Annotated in this window: 14 protein-coding genes; all 14 read right to left on the bottom strand. The window is 35.6% G+C overall.

The genetic code is table 11. From position 1 onward, the window contains the following. Window positions 1–12: 12 nt before the first annotated feature. Window positions 13–2,109, bottom strand: a complete 2,097-nt coding sequence (locus tag ABC346_RS09025) for a BglG family transcription antiterminator (RefSeq protein WP_413234540.1) — start codon at window positions 2,107–2,109, stop codon at window positions 13–15. Between the two features lie 16 nt (window positions 2,110–2,125). Beyond that, window positions 2,126–3,604 carry a PTS mannitol transporter subunit IIBC gene (locus tag ABC346_RS09020; RefSeq protein WP_413234539.1) on the bottom strand — a complete coding sequence of 493 codons (1,479 nt, stop codon included), beginning with the start codon at window positions 3,602–3,604 and terminating at the stop codon, window positions 2,126–2,128. A 657-nt stretch (window positions 3,605–4,261) separates the two neighbouring features. Further along, window positions 4,262–4,789, bottom strand: a complete 528-nt coding sequence (locus tag ABC346_RS09015; protein ID WP_413234538.1) for a chromate transporter — start codon at window positions 4,787–4,789, stop codon at window positions 4,262–4,264. After that, a complete protein-coding gene (locus tag ABC346_RS09010; protein WP_413234537.1) occupies window positions 4,786–5,349 on the bottom strand; it encodes a chromate transporter in 564 nt (187 codons plus the stop codon). Before ABC346_RS09010 ends, ABC346_RS09015 begins: the two co-directional genes overlap by 4 nt. A gap of 217 nt (window positions 5,350–5,566) precedes the next feature. After that, window positions 5,567–6,229 carry a FadR/GntR family transcriptional regulator gene (locus tag ABC346_RS09005; protein ID WP_413234536.1) on the bottom strand — a complete coding sequence of 221 codons (663 nt, stop codon included), beginning with the start codon at window positions 6,227–6,229 and terminating at the stop codon, window positions 5,567–5,569. A gap of 239 nt (window positions 6,230–6,468) precedes the next feature. Further along, the gene (locus tag ABC346_RS09000; protein ID WP_413234535.1) at window positions 6,469–6,747 is read right to left on the bottom strand and encodes a YciI family protein; all 279 of its coding nucleotides are present in this window, start codon (window positions 6,745–6,747) and stop codon (window positions 6,469–6,471) included. 260 nt (window positions 6,748–7,007) lie between these two features. Then, window positions 7,008–8,852 carry an asparagine synthase (glutamine-hydrolyzing) gene (asnB, locus tag ABC346_RS08995; protein ID WP_413234534.1) on the bottom strand — a complete coding sequence of 615 codons (1,845 nt, stop codon included), beginning with the start codon at window positions 8,850–8,852 and terminating at the stop codon, window positions 7,008–7,010. Between the two features lie 199 nt (window positions 8,853–9,051). Further along, complete coding sequence (gene rpiA / locus ABC346_RS08990) at window positions 9,052–9,726, bottom strand: ribose-5-phosphate isomerase RpiA (RefSeq protein ID WP_413234533.1); 675 nt, start codon at window positions 9,724–9,726, stop codon at window positions 9,052–9,054. A gap of 141 nt (window positions 9,727–9,867) precedes the next feature. After that, on the bottom strand, window positions 9,868–10,374 hold the full coding sequence (locus tag ABC346_RS08985) for a GNAT family N-acetyltransferase (RefSeq protein ID WP_413234532.1): 507 nt from the start codon (window positions 10,372–10,374) through the stop codon (window positions 9,868–9,870). An 84-nt stretch (window positions 10,375–10,458) separates the two neighbouring features. Continuing rightward, window positions 10,459–12,306 carry an oligopeptide ABC transporter substrate-binding protein gene (gene opp4A / locus ABC346_RS08980; protein ID WP_413234531.1) on the bottom strand — a complete coding sequence of 616 codons (1,848 nt, stop codon included), beginning with the start codon at window positions 12,304–12,306 and terminating at the stop codon, window positions 10,459–10,461. A 106-nt stretch (window positions 12,307–12,412) separates the two neighbouring features. Further along, the gene (locus ABC346_RS08975; protein ID WP_413234530.1) at window positions 12,413–13,309 is read right to left on the bottom strand and encodes an ABC transporter permease; all 897 of its coding nucleotides are present in this window, start codon (window positions 13,307–13,309) and stop codon (window positions 12,413–12,415) included. A 26-nt stretch (window positions 13,310–13,335) separates the two neighbouring features. After that, a complete protein-coding gene (opp4B, locus tag ABC346_RS08970; RefSeq protein ID WP_413234529.1) occupies window positions 13,336–14,298 on the bottom strand; it encodes an oligopeptide ABC transporter permease in 963 nt (320 codons plus the stop codon). 7 nt (window positions 14,299–14,305) lie between these two features. Continuing rightward, window positions 14,306–15,241, bottom strand: a complete 936-nt coding sequence (locus ABC346_RS08965; protein ID WP_413234528.1) for an ABC transporter ATP-binding protein — start codon at window positions 15,239–15,241, stop codon at window positions 14,306–14,308. Next, window positions 15,228–16,235 (bottom strand): ABC transporter ATP-binding protein, encoded by a 1,008-nt coding sequence (locus tag ABC346_RS08960; protein WP_413234527.1) that lies wholly within the window; start codon window positions 16,233–16,235, stop codon window positions 15,228–15,230. Before ABC346_RS08960 ends, ABC346_RS08965 begins: the two co-directional genes overlap by 14 nt. Between the last annotated feature and the right edge of the window lie 387 nt (window positions 16,236–16,622).

Genomic DNA, 16,622 nt, shown 5'->3' with positions numbered 1-16,622 from the left:
ATGTATGCACTCCTACTCGTGAAATTTTTCGTTCATAAAAATTTGAAACTCATTTGCCAGAAATTGATGGATATCTTTCTCTGTTCCATCTTCAAAAATTTGAATATTTCCTTCTTGTTGTATGAATAAACTACTAATAAAACTTAAAATACTTAATACTTCTGATCCAGCTGATTGCGGAGCCAACATGAGTAGAATTCGCTTAACTCTCATCGGGTTATTATCCATCCCTTGTAAATAAATTGGTTGTTCCAATTCATATACCCGAAAGCATGGCCCCTGAACCAATTCTGAACGAGTGTGAAATAATGCAAGCTGAGAGGAAGGTATTCCTAATCCTCCCAGTTGTTCTCGCTCTATTAACTTTTCTAAAATACCATCGGAATGTGTAACTACGGCTGTTTGTACCATATCTTTTCCAATTAACCGTAAATAAGACAGCTTATCGTTTTCTTTTGCTAAAGCGGTAACTGAAAAATTATCAATTAATTGCAGCATGACTTTTGAATAAAGCTGCATAGAATATAGTTTAGCAACAAAATCATCCTGGTTATTTTTTGTTTTCTGTGGCTGTCTTTTAATCGGAGAAGTAATTTTACTTTTTCTCAATTCCACTTTTATTTTTCTTGCTTCTTCATCAGTTAATAATGGAGATATCAATACATAACTACGATCAATATCTTCCAATGCAACCGTTGATACTACGACATCGTATCCTGCCAATGTCTCTTCATTCAAGTCAAATAATGATTGGTGATTAGCAATACTTATTTCTGGGAACGTATTTTTTAATTTAGAAGCTAACATTTTCGATGTTCCTATCCCACTAGAACAAATTACTAGCACCTTTACATCCTGTTGCGAATCAGTTTGCATAAACGTTGCAGCAAAATGCAGCACGATATATCCTATTTCTTCATCTGGGAACGCAATGTTAGGGAATACATGTTCAATAGCTTTCTTAATCACTTCAAAAAGTTCAATATAATCTTTCTTAATTTCATCAATCATAGGGTTATTAATATTCATTTGTTGCTTTAGACGATATACAGCTGGTTTTAAATGTGTCGTTAAATCATTTAAAAATCGATTATTATTTGTAACATCAATATTCATTTCATTGCTTACAAAGCGTATTAATTCTTTTGCTTTATAAGCTATATCCATGCTCGATTCTTCTAAAAGATAGTTTTGGTTCTCTCTTAATTTAGCTCCCATTAAATGCATCGTAATATACCCAATTTCATCTTCTGGAATAGATAGAGAAAATGCTTCTTCCAAATGGTCTATAATTTCTGCAGCAATTTTATATTCTTGTTTATCTTTGATTTGTTCTTTGTATCCATCATCGAAATGAATAGTATCTCCTTTTTGTAATCGTTCAATTGCCAAAGCAAGATGAACGACTAAACCTATATATCCACTATCAGCAAGATCATAAGGCAGTTGGTGGCGCATTCGTTGGATTTCTTCTTCTATTTTATCCAGTTTATCAGCATCAACCAGGCCAAGTAATCGCTCTGAAATCGTGTCTGATTTCGAAGCATTTTCTTGAATTCTTTCTTTTAGCTTCTCTACATATTGAAAAGGGTCAATATGACGTGAAATAAGGTGACTGAGCACAGATCTTTTCCGTGCTTCGTCCCCTTCAATTCGTACTCCATAACCTTTTTTCCTTATTAAGCTTAAACCAAAAGAATTTATTTGAGATTCTAACTTGTTCAAGTCTTGACTAACCATGGAAATAGTCACATTTAGCTCGGTTGCTAAATGAAATAATTTCACAGGATCTCGAAATTTCAATAATGTATATAACAAAATCACTTGTCGCTCTTCTTCGGTTAATTCTGCAGCAGACAACTCTTCAATAGCTTGTTGTAAGAAGTTTTGACTTTCCAAAGAACCTTGGATTGAGATACCTGAACCTGTTTTTTTAGTCAGTTTTAGCTGATAATCTTCAAGCACTTTCTCAATCTTCTTTAATTCACGGTGAATGGTCCGAACGCTTACCCCAAGCTGATCCGCTATATCTTTTACCGGCTTTTCTTTATCTGCCTCTAAAAGAAACTTCAGTATGTGTCGTTCACGACTGGAAAGATACAAGACCATTCACCTCCAATATAAATTATTTGTTTTTTAATCGTTCCACAAGTTCATCATATTTAGGACTGTTTAAGAAGTTCTCTACAGAAATATGCTCCGCAGTTGGTAATTTAGCCTTTGCGCGACTTGTTAACGTTTTTTGAGTAATTACAATATCGGCATCATCAGGTATTTCATTAATCGCTTTATTCGTAACATTAATATTAATATCGCTCTTCTTAAATTTATTCTTTAATAACGATGCACCCATCGCACTAGAGCCCATTCCAGCGTCACATGCAAAGATTATTTTGTCTACTTGTGATGCGTCTTTTACAGGTGTTTCTGGTTCTGATATAGCATCATGATCATTTATTTTTTCAGAATTTTTTTCATCATTATTTTGATTCCCTTTTAACGTTCCTGCTACACTACTTTCTTTTCCTTTCATTGCTTCCATTTTTTCTGTAGAAGCACTTAAATCACCTTCGTCATCCGATTTCGATGATTTCAAAATAATTGCAGCAATAATAAAGGAAACAGCAGTTGCTAAAATAACACTCAAAATAACTCCGATATAACTGTCAGATGCTGTCATAGCTAATACAGCAAATATACTTCCTGGAGATGCTGCCGCACGTAAACCTGCATCAAATAATTGTAGTGTAAATACTCCTGTAACCCCACCACCGATTGCAGCTAAGATAAGCAGCGGTTTCATAAGAACATATGGGAAATAAATCTCATGAATACCACCTAGAAATTGAATTATTGCAGCACCCGGTGCGGAAGCTCGGGAAACTCCTTTACCAAAAATAGCAAATGCTAGTAATATTCCTAACCCTGGACCAGGGTTTGCCTCCATAAGGAATAAAATCGACTTTCCAATCTCTGATGCCTGATCAGCACCTAATGGAGTTAAGATCCCATGATTAATTGCATTATTAAGGAATAAGATTTTTGCTGGTTCAATAATGATATTTGCCAGTGGCAATAATCCAGCATTTACAATTACTTCTACTCCAGCAGCAAGTGCAGTGTTTAATCCTGATACAATTGGACCAATTGCTTTTAGTGCGATAATCGCCATGATTGCCGCTAGTATACCTGCTGAAAAGTTATTGTATAACATTTCAAACCCTTGACGAATTCTGTGTTGGAACACACCGTCTAACTTCTTCATCAAGTAAGCAGCTAATGGACCCATTAACATTGCTCCTAAAAACATTGGGGCATCTGCTCCAACGATTACCCCCATTGTTGCAGTTGCACCGACGACTCCTCCACGAATATCGTAAACCATACGTCCACCAGTAAAACCAATTAATAATGGCAATAGATAAAGGATCATTGGATCTACTAATCCTGCCAAGTCTTCATTTGGCAACCAACCATCCGGTATAAATAAAGCTGTAATTATTCCCCATGCGATAAAAGCACCGATGTTTGGCATAATCATTCCACTTAGATAGCTACCAAATTTCTGTACTTTTGCACGAAAGCCAGATTGTTCTTCAGACATGAAAAAACTCCCCTTTCTTCTTTTCTATATTTATTGTTACTACTTATATTTTATGGCATTTACGAATCCGCTTACAACACTATCTTAATGTAAATTTGGCAATTGATTGTTGCCATATATAAATTTGTGCTATAGGTAAATAACTTTTTGTCCCTTATGTCGGATAGAGAGATGCGGTGATTTTTGACTGAGATGTCACCTTGGATGTGAATTTCATCACAAAAGTGTGTAGTCACAGATAAAGTGTGGTGGGGGTAGGCTGTGGTGTACGAAATCCAATCCGCCTTTTCTATAAGATAACTCCACCCATCGATTTAGACAGTGAACAATCATGTGGGTTTAAGAAAAGCCATACAATCATTCAAGTATAAGATCATTACGTGTGAGATCAAATTAAACATCGGAAAATCGGAATCTGATAGGAGTCATATTGCATTTGCTTGTAAAAGGAGATTCGTATTGTGAATTGTGAAAGGTCCCAGGCGACCCTTAACTGGAGATCACCTAGTTACCTGTTGCCGTTTGATAAAAGGGGTATATTTCGGAAGATTTTTTCCAAGCAAAGTATTCTTTTGAATACATTCGCCCGCTCTCGAAATTTTAATATTTGTTCTTCCACTTGATTGCAATACAGATTAAGTCTTTTTCAAAATTCATCTACAGGAAAAAACCGCCGTATAGTAACGCTCCTGCAATAATAAATGCTGGATGAACATTTCTTCGTTCAATTAAATAATAGCTTAAAACTACTATTATTGCTGTTTGCCAAAATCCAATTCCTATGTACGCTTCATTCCAAAAATTCCAAGCTAATACTCCTAACAGTATTGCGATTACCGTTTGTACAAATAGTGTAAGCCTTTTGATACGAGGAGATTTCTTATATTTTATTAAAATTCCTCCAAGTAAAATCATTAATATTAATGAAGGGGCAATGCTAGCAAATAGTCCAATTCCAGCACCTAAATAACCACCTACTTCAAATCCAATATATCCAGCTAGTTTTGTAGCAATTGGACCTGGCAACGAATTAGCAAATGCAAGTACTTCACCAAATTCTTGTGTAGACATCCATTCAAAATTTCGTACTACCTCATTTTCCACAAGCGGAATGGATGCTGGTCCTCCGCCATAACCGAGTATTCCAGGAATAAAAAAAGCTACAAAAATCTCCCAATATATCATGAGGATTCACCTTCTTTATCTTGGCTTTTTACAGGTAGTGCGAGCGCCAGAATAAGTAATACTGCAATGACAATTCCCGGATGGATGTGGACAACTTGAAGTAATACAAACATAATAATAGTCATAATAATTGTTAATACCCAACCCAAACCTTTTCCAGCTTTTTGTATAAATTGCCATGTCAAAACAGCCATCATCATTCCAACAACTGCTATAACCGCTGCTGTCATCCCTTTTACCCAATCAAATTCACTAATCCCCGATAGTGTCCTTAATAATATAATAAGTAAGATTACTGTGGGGATAACAGAAGCAATCAAAGAATTAAGCATACCTATCCAACCAGAGACCCGATAACCGATATATCCTGCAAGTTTGGTTGCAACTGGACCTGGTAATGTATTTGCAATCGCTAAAATATCACTAAACTCTTCATCATCCATCCATTGATATTTCTGGACTACTTCTTTTTGAATTAATGGTATAGAGGCTGGACCTCCTCCAAATCCAAGCATCCCTACCCGGAAGAATGCAATAAAAACGTTCCAATGTTTTTTCATTACGCCATTTCCTTCTTTGCTCAAATAATTATTATCAACTAAAGGATACCATATTTACTTCATTATCTATAGTTACCTATAGTTTGTTCAACTAGTTGAAATTCTACTGTTTTTTATATTATTGGTAAAGGAATGTATCCATTGTTTCTTTATGCGTAAATGAAAAAATATTAATTTTTAATGCATCTAATGGAGTTTTTAGTGGAGTAATTAGAAATTAGATGGAGTAGGTCCAATGTGCGTGTAGATGTTCCATCATCATTTTTTTCGCGTTGGTTTCTTGGTGTGTTTTTATTGCTTCATAAATTTTCATGTGTTCTTCAAAACACTTGACTGAATCTACCGTTTCCCATTTTTGGTAAAGTGCATCTTGAACCAAATCATGAAGGCTTTGATAAACATGCTCAATAACATGATTATTGGATGCTACAATAATTGCATGATGAAATAATTCATCGGCTTGCATAAAAGATGTCTTCTGGTCGATTGCTTGCCGTTGTAAATAAATTGCTTCCTCCATTTGTATAAGATTTTGTTTACTCGCAAAACAAGCTGCTCTTCCCGCCATTTCTACTTCTAACATAAAACGAAAGTCCAGCAATTCTTTTGAACAATTATTATCTAGCAAGGACGCAATCACATACGCATCAGCAAGTTGGTTCACTCTCAATTGTTTTACAAACACGCCAATCCCCATTCGCTTTTCAACAATCCCCATATCTTCTAAGGTGTTCAAAGATTCACGAATGGATGAACGACCAACATGAAGTAATTCCATAAATTCTCTTTCTGACGGTAATTTATCACCAATCTTATATCGTCCATTTTTTAATTGCTGAACAATATATTCTGTTACCGTAGCACTTATTTTCTTTGACATCCAAGCCCCTCCCCTAAGCAAACCAATTACCTTTATAGAATAGCTTTTCCATACTGTTATTTATTCTTACTTTTTATGTTAGGTTATATAACATATATTTTAAAGGGAATTTTCAAAAAAATCAATCCAACTTCCGACTTATAACAGAAAAGAACAAACAATGTCTCATTTAATCAACATCTAAACACACAAAAAGAGCCAATCACATTTAAACGCAATTGACTCAAACTCAACTTATCTTATTCTGGTAAAACGGCTCTTGTAGTCATTTCCCATTCATGAATCTCATATGTACGTGCACCTTTAACAACATATGGATCTTCTTTCGCTATTGACTCAGCTATAGCTAAATCTCCCGCTATATAAATGACCATACCACCAAAACCATCAACAAATCTTCCCTTTGCAAATACGTGACCTTCTGCATCTTTCTTCGCTAAATAATCAAGATGATCCTGACGATATTGTTTACTTTTCTCTTCATCTAACATTGGTAATAGCACCACAAAATATTTCATCTCATCCCTCCTCAGCTAGTATTATACTATATTTCTTGTCCAAATATTGATTAAAAAGTTCAAACAAAAAAGTTTCTAATAGAAAATATAATGAATTCTTTTTTGAAAAATTTTTATCAATGAGTGGCTGGTAAGCCTCCCGTTTACTTGGTAAAACCGGGGGCTCACCTAAACCTTCCTCCCACAAGAACCTAACTATATTTATTATATTAATCACAATCATCGTTCTTTTTTTATTAAATCGTTGTTAAGCTCCGACATCAATCAACGACATCAACTTCATACTGTCGCAACCAATGATCAATTTGACAAAGATGCGCAATCAACTGTGGACCACGCATTAATTGACCATACCACGGATTCTTAAATTCTTTCCCTTCGCTTTTTACAATCGCTTCTACTTTTTCTTTTTTCATAAATTCAAATAATCTCGCATTCGGATCAACAAGTATTCGATTCATCCATTGACTTACTTGCTCTGTATATTCTGGTTGGAAAGTTCGAGGATAAGGACTCTTTTTTCGATAAAGCACTTCGTTTGGTAGAATACCTTCCATCGCCTTACGTAAAATTCCTTTCTCATGACCGTTTACCATTTTGATATCCCATGGAATGTTCCAGACATATTCAACAAGACGATGATCTGCATATGGCACACGTACTTCCAAACTCGCTCCCATACTCATTCTGTCCTTACGATCTAACAATTGAGACATAAACCATTGCATATTTAAATAAAATAGCTCTCTACGCCTTGCATCTACTTTATTTTCACCATCTAAACGAGGTGTTTCAGCTATCGTAGATTGATATTGTTCTTGTACATAACTCTCTAAATCTAATTTTTTCTTCCAATCTCCATGCAGTAAATCAATTCTGGAATCTAAAGAACGTATCCAAGGAAAATTATCGCCAGCTGCAGTTGGATCATGGAACCATGGGTATCCTCCAAATATTTCATCTGCACATTCTCCAGATAAAGCTACTGTGGTATGTTGTTTAATTTGTCGGCAAAACCAAAGCAACGAAGAATCAATATCTGCCTGGCCCGGCTGATCACGAACCTCTACCGCTGCTTTTAGTAAAATCGCAAGCTCCTGACCTGCAATAATCTCATCATGATGGTCTGTGGAGAAACCTTCTACCATTTTTTCAATCCAAGCACGATCGCTGGAAGGCTGAAATTTACTCTTCTCGAAATGCTGTTCATTTCCTTGATAATCAATGGAAAATGTCGTTAATGGTCCATAACCTTTTTCTTTATAATAATTTGCTGCGATTGCTGTTATCGCACTGGAATCTAAGCCACCTGATAAGAAAGTAGAAACTGGAACATCCGCTACGAGTTGCCGTTGCACTGCATCTACAAAGAGTTCTCTGACTCTTTCAGCAGTTTCATCTTCCGTATCCGTATGATGATCACTTACCATATTCCAATATCTCCATACTTTTAAACCATGCTTTGAGAAAGTTAAAGAATGTGCCGCCCTTAGTTCATCAATGTCTTTAAATAACCCATGACCAGGTGTACGCGATGGTCCCAGACCAAAAATTTCTGATAGTCCCGTACGGTCAACTTTTGTAGAAATATCCGGGTGAGCTAAAACTGCTTTTAACTCTGAACCAAAAATAAATCCTTTTCCTTTCTCTGCATAGAATAAAGGTTTCACTCCTAATCGATCACGTGATATAAAGAGTTGTTCTTTCTCTTCATCCCAAATTCCAAATGCAAAAATACCATTAAAATGGTCCACACACGCTTCTTTCCATTCAATATAACTTGTTAATAATACTTCTGTATCGGATGTTGTAGAAAATGTATACCCTCTTTTTAGAAGCTCTTTACGAAGATCTTCTGTATTATATAATTCCCCGTTATAACAAACTGTATATGTTACCCCTTTGACAGTCTTACTCATTGGTTGCTTTCCGCCCTCTAAGTCTACAACCGACAAGCGTTTATGGCCGAAACCTATATGCCCTTTCGTCCAAAGTTGTGTATCATCTGGACCGCGTAGTGATAACGTATCCGTCATTTTTTCTAATACAGACCGTTGTTCGTCTGCTATTTTACCCCAATTCACAAAACCTGTAATTCCACACAAATCCAATCACCCTTTCTAATGGACCTTAGGCCTCCTACACATTTTATGCGTCAGTGCCCATGAAGTGATTAGAAATCCATTATTCTTACTTTAAATAGAATTTTATGAAGTAAATTTGGGATTTAAGAGCCGCTACATAAAAAGGCAGGAAAAATCATTTTCTAATGATTCTTCCCACCATTCAAATAGTATCTAGAAATTACTTTATATAGATATTATCTTTTTCTCCGACAATTACAGTGGTGGCCATATCAATAAATAAACCTGTTTCAATTACGCCTACAATCGATTTAATCTCTTTATTTAATTTGTCCGGATGCGGAATGACTTTAAATGGACAATCTAGTATATAATTTCCGTTATCGGTAACTAACGTTTCTTCTCCATTAACACGAAGCTTCGGAACACAACCTAATTTAGAAATCTCATTCGCAGTTCGATGCCATGAGAAAGGAAGAACTTCAACAGGAAGAGAAAATTCTCCTAATGTATCCACTACTTTTGATTGATCGACAATAATCACAAACTCTTTTGCTGCCTGTGCTATTACCTTTTCACGAAAAAGCGCTGCTCCTCCTCCTTTAATCAAATGATTATTAGTATCTACTTCATCTGCTCCGTCAATCGTTATGTCTAATTCTTTCACATTCGAGAAATCAGTAAGCGGTATTCCTGCTTCTTCTGCCCACGTTGCTGTTTGATTTGAGGATGGAACTCCTTCAATTTTCAGTCCATCTTGCTGAATACGTTCGCCTAGTGAACGAATCATCCAATATACAGTGGATCCTGATCCTAATCCTACTTTCATTCCGTCCTTCACCATGGTTGCTGCTTTTTCTCCAACTGCTTTTTTTAATTTATCTTGCTCATTCACCGATAGTTACCTCCTCATTATGTATACGTAACCATTATAGCTTAAAAGGCGAAGAAGTTAAATTTGTATATGCATCAAACGAGGGGATTTGGTTTCGCAGAAAATCATGTCTATCATAAAAGATATGGAAGTTTTTAACTATTAAACTAAATCTCTTCTAAATTTAAGTACGATTGCTCCAGGTTCTTGCTCGATATTAGAATGAATTTCTTCTTTAAAAACAAAATCACGCGCTTCATAAAATGGAATTCCTTTCATATTTCCTTTTTGGACAGTTACATATTGCTCAATGGCACCTAATTGTTTTTGTTGCTCCGTCACTGCTTCGAGTATTTTTGTCCCAATCCCCTCATTTCTACGAGTAGGATTCAAGTAAAGAACGTAAAGCCAACCAGTTTGATCCGTCGTCATGCCGCCCCCTCCTGCACCAATTACAATATCATCCTCAAGCGCAACAAAATAACCGCCCCATGAATGACTAAATTGTGTTACTTCTTTGCTTATACGTTCTTCGTTATAATATTCTTCGCATTTTTCTTCGATAAGGTCATCGGATAATATTTCTTTTGATACATCACGGTAGCCAGCTCTACATACTGAGATAATTCCTTCAACATGTTTTTCATTTGCAAGTTCGATATGAATCATTTTTTCACCTACTAGTTTAGTATTATAATTTATTTCTAATACAAAGAAAAAACCCCACCAACGCAGGGTTTTTTCTTCATAAAATTATTCCACAGTTTGTGGAGTGTCTTCTGTTACTCCAACTTCATGCCATGCATAATTCCAATCAGTAGCGATTGAATATCCAACCACTCTCTCGTTAGCTGGAGAAAGAACAGCACGATAAACAGTTGGGAATACTGGAATATCCTTAACCATTAATTCTTGCCACTCTTTATACACTTCTTGACGATGTGCAACATCTATTGACTCTGGTTCATTACCTTCTGTAATTAAAGCTGTGCTTTCTTCACTCTCATAACGAGGATAGTTAAATGGCGCTTCTGCTCCGTATAATCCTGAAGGATCAACATCAGATCCAGTAGACCAAGCACCTTGGTAGATATCAATATCAGGATCATCTGCTTCGACACGATCATAGAAAGAGTTAAATTCATGTAAACGACCTTCTAACAATTGCACTTTCAAACCAACTTGTTCCCAAGCTTGGATATAGTAGTTTGCAATCGGTTCAGCGGTGTCTCCACCTTCCATAGAAGCAAAGTTAATTACCAACTCTTCTCCATCAGGAGTTTCACGGAAACCATCATCATTGGTATCTTTATAACCAGCATCTTCAAGAATTTGTTTTGCTTGTTCTGGATCATATGCCGGTACTTCGATATCTGAATTATGATAATCTGGATATGCTGGACCAATTAATGTAGTAGCTTTCCAACGTAAGCCATTATAGAAACGTTCACCAACTGCATCATTATCAACTGCATGCCACATTGCTTTACGTAATTCTACATCTGCCATTTTGGCATCCGGATCCATCTCAACTTTATCTTCATCTGCATTCCATTTTCCTAGTTTAAATCCAATATAAGTATATGCATTATCAATTCTTCCTAAAAATTCCACATTTGTCATTGTCTCAGCAACATCTGGATATTGATCAGTCGGGAACGAATCCACTATATCAACTTCACCAGTTTCTAAAGCTTGAGCAGCTGTTGTAGATGCAACTACTTTTAATGTTAGCTCATCAAGTTTTGGTGCACCTTGCCAATAATCTTCGTTAGCTGAGTAAGATACAGATTCACCTGGTACGATAGACTCTACTTTAAATGGCCCCATACCAATTGGGTTTTTACGTACTGCGTCAGCTTCTTCCATTTCCGCAACTGGAATATCTTCAAAGATATGTTTCGGAGTAGCATATGCCCAAATACCACCAGCTAATAATGATGGGGAAGCTACTTTATAATTGATTTCTAATGTTTTCTCATCGATTACTTTAATTCCTGAAATTGTATCTGACTCACCAGCGTGATATTCTTGCATACCTTCAATATTTTGGAAGCTCGAATCGTAGCGAATACCAGTATAGTCAGGATGCCCAATTATTTCATAAGAATATGCCCAATCCTCTGCTGTTACCGGCTCACCATCATGCCAATTTACATTATCACCAATCGTGAACGTAAATGTTTTGTTTTCATTACTTGTTTCAAATGTTGCTGCTCCATCTTGAGTATAACTATAATTTTCATCAATACTTAATAAAGATTCGTCAAATATTTGAAGAATTTCTGCGTCAGGAGCACCCGAATAAAGGTTCCAACTTAATGTACCTTCAAATACTGTATCTGTTACTAAACCATATGTTAAAGAACCGCCATCCATTGCTTCTCCTGCATCTGTTTTAGCTACAGAGAAGTCTTCAATGGAATAAATGCCATCTTCAGCACCACTCTCACCTTCACCTTCAGACCCTTCTTCAGTTCCTTCTCCAGAGTCACTTCCCTCTGACCCTTCATCAGAACCACCACTATTACAAGCAGCTAATACCAAAAGAAGCATTAACATGATTGCGAGCAATAGCTTACTTAACTTTACTTTCTTCATCCTCATAACCTCCCTTTTTTATCCCTTACCTCGCCGGATTTTTAATTTTCCGACTTATATACTAAACACCAACCTAACGAATGATTGATGTAAGTAACAAAATTCTCTACCCTCGTCGTTGACGAGCATCAGCAGCCCGTTTTAATGCTTCACCAACATTTCTTACAGAAAGCATCAATAGAAATATTAATACTGCTGGCGGAACCCAAATCCACCATCTAAATTCAAGTGTTTGTGGATTTGTAGCATAACTTAGTAAAGTACCTAAACTAGGTGTACTTTCAGGAAATCCAAATCCTAAGAAGGACAGTCCGGATTCGAGACCTATGTTTGACGCAAGATTTAACGTCATTGTAACAATGATTAATGAAGCTATATTAGGTAAGACTTGCTTAAATATAATATTAAAATTGGATGTCGCTAACGTCTTTGAAGCTTGAGCATAATCTAATTCCTTTTCTTGTAAAGCCTTCGACCGTATGAGTCTGGCTATTCCCATCCACGAAAATGCTGCCATAATTAATGAAAATGTGATCGTATTATAATCTGGAACAATTGCAACAAATACGATTATAATAAACAAGAATGGCAATACATTAAAGAAGTCTAAAATACGCATCATGACGTTATCTACGTGTCCACCGAAGTAACCTGATACAAGACCGTACGTAATACCAAATACTCCACTAATAAGTGTTACTAATAAACCAATTACTAATGAATTTCTTGTACCAATGATTAGTTGCCCAAACACATCTCTCCCACCATAATCAGTACCTAATATAAATTGACTACTTGGAGGTTCATGAATAGCAAACAAATCAACTCGAACAATTTCACTTTGATCTAGAAATAAAGATAGACCAAATACAAATAACGTTACTAACATAAAAAATATCAAAGATACAAGCGCTAATTTATCACGATATAGTTCTTTTAGTAATATGTTTATCGTTGAAGGACTTTTGGTTTGTTCGATTTCCTTCATATTCTGAATTTCCATCTTTTTTCACCTCAGTGTGATCAAGTTTACTTAATACGAATTCGCGGATCGACGATACTTAAAATAATATCTGATAATAATGCGCCTAAAATATTAGCTACTCCAAAGAGTAAAACAATTGTATTAGCTACACTAAAATCACGCTGTGTAATTGATTCTAAGAATAGTACACCCATTCCGGGATAACTAAAAATCCTCTCCACAAAGACCGTACCAGTAATTAATAACGTTATTTCCCACCCAAAGAATGCTGCGATTGGTAATAATGAATTACGGAAAATATGTTTGTTATATACTCTTCCTTCAGTTGCTCCTTTTGCTCTTGCAGTTATAATAAAATCTCTCTGCTTCGTATCTATAATCTCACTTCGCAAATATTGAACAGTAGATACAACTTGAATGAGAGCCATTGATAAACCAGGTAAGAAAGCATGATGGAACTTACTAACATAATATTGGAATGATCCAGGTTCTAGACCAGGTTGAACACTACCACTCGTTGGTAGCCAACCAAGATAATACCCAAAAATCCACAACATGACGAGCGCAAAAATAAATAATGGTGTCGCAAAGCCAACATACGTGTACCCAGAAATGCCTTGATCTAATAAACTATCATTGTAACGTCCACTTATAATTCCTAATGGTAATGCAATTAAATATGTAAATATTAATGTAACGATAGAAAGAATAATTGTATTTTCCATTCGTTGGCCAATTAATTCAGTAACCGGCATCTTAAATCGGAAAGATTGCCCAAAGTCCCCCTGCATAATCCCTGCTACCCAATCTTTATACTGAATATACCAAGGATCATTTAATCCTAGACGTTCTCTTTGCTCAGCAATTGTAGCTGGATCGACATTTGGATCTAATAGACCTGATAAAGCATCTCCTGGCATCATTTGAGCCATCAAGAAAACTAAAACACTCAACACGATAATTTGAGGAATTGTTATTAGTAAACGGCGTACTGTAAATTTCCACATAGCTGAATCAACCTTTCTGTTGTGGCAGAGCAACTTTATGACTATCAGAGATAGACTGTAAATTGAACGCTAATCCTGCTTGATCAAAGTAATCATCATACGCGTTGTTATACTCGTCTAAAACTTTATTCCGATACTTGAATTGCTCTTCTCGATTTCTTGGATTTATATCAGGAATTGCTGCAATAAGTCTTTTTGTATAAATATGCTGAGGACTCTCAAAAATATCATTTCTAGTCCCTTGCTCTACATACCTACCTTTATACATAATTGAGATATCATCGCACATATGTTTTACAATCCCTAAATCATGACTGATAAACAAATAGGTCAGGTTGAGTTCACTTTGTATATCTTTCAAAAAGTTTAATACTTGTGCTTGTACAGATACATCAAGAGCAGATACTGGTTCATCCGCTATGATTAATTTTGGTTTTAGAGCGATTGCTCTTGCCACTCCAATACGTTGTCTTTGTCCCCCAGAAAATTCATGAGGATACTTATAAATACTATCCGGACTTATGCCCACAATCTCTAATAAACCTTGCACTCTCATAATTTCTTCTTTTTTGGTTAGTTTTTCAAAATTCCTAATTGGTTCAGCAATAATATCAATAACCCGTTTTCTAGGATTCAAAGACGAATATGGATCCTGAAAAATCATTTGTACATCTTTTCTAAAAGCTTTATCTTTGCTTTTCTGACTTGTAATATCTTTTCCATTAAAGAAAATTTGTCCACCGGTAACTTCCTCTAGTCCGATAATCGCTCTACCGGTAGTAGATTTCCCTGATCCGGATTCACCTACTAATCCATAAGTTTTTCCTTCTTCTAGTTGAAAAGAGACCCCATCAACCGCTCTTATATGATCTACTGTACGGTTAAATATTCCGCCTTTAATTGGAAAATAGACTTTTAGATCTTTTACCTCAAGAAATGCCATTGGATTGTTCCTCCTTGTTTTCCTCTGGGAAGTAAAAATTCTCATAGCAAGTACATCGAACAAAGTGACCTGGCTCTACTTCATGTAGTTCCGGATTCTCTTCATGTGCAAATTCATCAATCCATGGAATTCGAGCAGCAAAACGACAACCTTTTCTCGGTAAATTTTTTAAATTTGGTACGATACCTTGTATAACATGAAGTTTATCTTCCCCTTCTTGGGGTACAGAGTGTAATAAAGACTTTGTGTAAGGATGTAACGGATTCTCGAACAACGTGTGTACTTCCGCTACTTCAACAATTTGACCAGCATACATTACTGCGACACGATCTGCCATTTCGGCAACTACACCTAGATCATGAGTGATCAACACAATTCCCGCATGGATTTTTTCCTTTAAATCCCGAATCAAGTCTAGTATTTGAGCTTGAATGGTTACATCTAATGCTGTTGTAGGCTCATCAGCAATCAATAATTGTGGTTCATTCGCAATTGCAATTGCGATAATAACTCTTTGTCGCATACCACCAGATAACTCATGAGGAAATTGTTCATACACATTTTTAGGTCTTGGTATTCCAACCATATCAAGTAGTTCTATAACTTTATTTTTCCGTTCATTTTGTCCCATTTTTTTATGAAGTAAAAGAACTTCTTCAATTTGTTTACCTATAGGCATCAGTGGATTTAATGCAGTTAGTGGATCTTGGAAAATCATCGCCATCTCATCTCCACGCATTTGATCCAAATTAGACTTCGACATTGTTACGATATCTTTATTATTTAAGAGAATTTCTCCTTCGATTTTTGCTCGATTATGTAAACGCATAATAGAAAACGCCAGTGCGCTTTTTCCTGATCCAGACTCACCAACAATTCCTAACACTTCATTTTTATTAAGTGTAAGACTAACATCATCTACTGCTGCATAATATTCACTTTCAATACGAAAAGATGTTTTTAAGTTTTTAATCTTCAACAGCTCATTACTCAATCTTAATCCCCCTAATGAAATTAATTTATATATATATATGTCTAGAATCTATTGGACGGCTACAAATTTCATCAGGATAATACCAACTTAAACGCACGCTCTATAATTATAAGAACTTGCGATAAAATCTACTATCCTTTGATTTTTTATTGTTGTGATTTTTCTAATAATTCACATCAAATTTTATGTTTGATTTACTTACTTATTAATTTTAAATTTGAGGCAATTTATTCATCCCGAAATATAAACGTAAACAAATCTTAATATATTATGAAATTATAGTTCATAATTTTTAGAAAAGCAATAAGTTTTGATAAAAATTAACATTGGTAATTTACAAAAAATTATGCATGAATTCCTACAATGCTTTACTATCAAGGTGTTTCA

It is taken from the genome of Oceanobacillus phoenicis (assembly GCF_047238145.1).
Classification (GTDB): Bacteria; Bacillota; Bacilli; order Bacillales; family Amphibacillaceae; genus Oceanobacillus.
Note: the sequence above shows the minus strand (reverse complement) of the source record. Positions and strands in the feature narration are given on the sequence as shown.

Excerpts from the sequence above, each read along its gene's own strand:
- ABC346_RS08975 (WP_413234530.1), bottom strand. The coding sequence starts at position 13,309 with ATGGAAATTCAGAATATGAAGGAAATCGAACAAACCAAAAGTCCTTCA.
- ABC346_RS09020 (WP_413234539.1), bottom strand. The coding sequence starts at position 3,604 with ATGTCTGAAGAACAATCTGGCTTTCGTGCAAAAGTACAGAAATTTGGT.
- ABC346_RS09005 (WP_413234536.1), bottom strand. The coding sequence starts at position 6,229 with ATGTCAAAGAAAATAAGTGCTACGGTAACAGAATATATTGTTCAGCAA.
- opp4A (WP_413234531.1), bottom strand. The coding sequence starts at position 12,306 with ATGAAGAAAGTAAAGTTAAGTAAGCTATTGCTCGCAATCATGTTAATG.
- opp4B (WP_413234529.1), bottom strand. The coding sequence starts at position 14,298 with ATGTGGAAATTTACAGTACGCCGTTTACTAATAACAATTCCTCAAATT.
- ABC346_RS09010 (WP_413234537.1), bottom strand. The coding sequence starts at position 5,349 with ATGAAAAAACATTGGAACGTTTTTATTGCATTCTTCCGGGTAGGGATG.
- ABC346_RS09025 (WP_413234540.1), bottom strand. The coding sequence starts at position 2,109 with ATGGTCTTGTATCTTTCCAGTCGTGAACGACACATACTGAAGTTTCTT.
- ABC346_RS09000 (WP_413234535.1), bottom strand. The coding sequence starts at position 6,747 with ATGAAATATTTTGTGGTGCTATTACCAATGTTAGATGAAGAGAAAAGT.
- ABC346_RS09015 (WP_413234538.1), bottom strand. The coding sequence starts at position 4,789 with ATGATATATTGGGAGATTTTTGTAGCTTTTTTTATTCCTGGAATACTC.
- ABC346_RS08985 (WP_413234532.1), bottom strand. The coding sequence starts at position 10,374 with ATGATTCATATCGAACTTGCAAATGAAAAACATGTTGAAGGAATTATC.
- ABC346_RS08965 (WP_413234528.1), bottom strand. The coding sequence starts at position 15,241 with ATGGCATTTCTTGAGGTAAAAGATCTAAAAGTCTATTTTCCAATTAAA.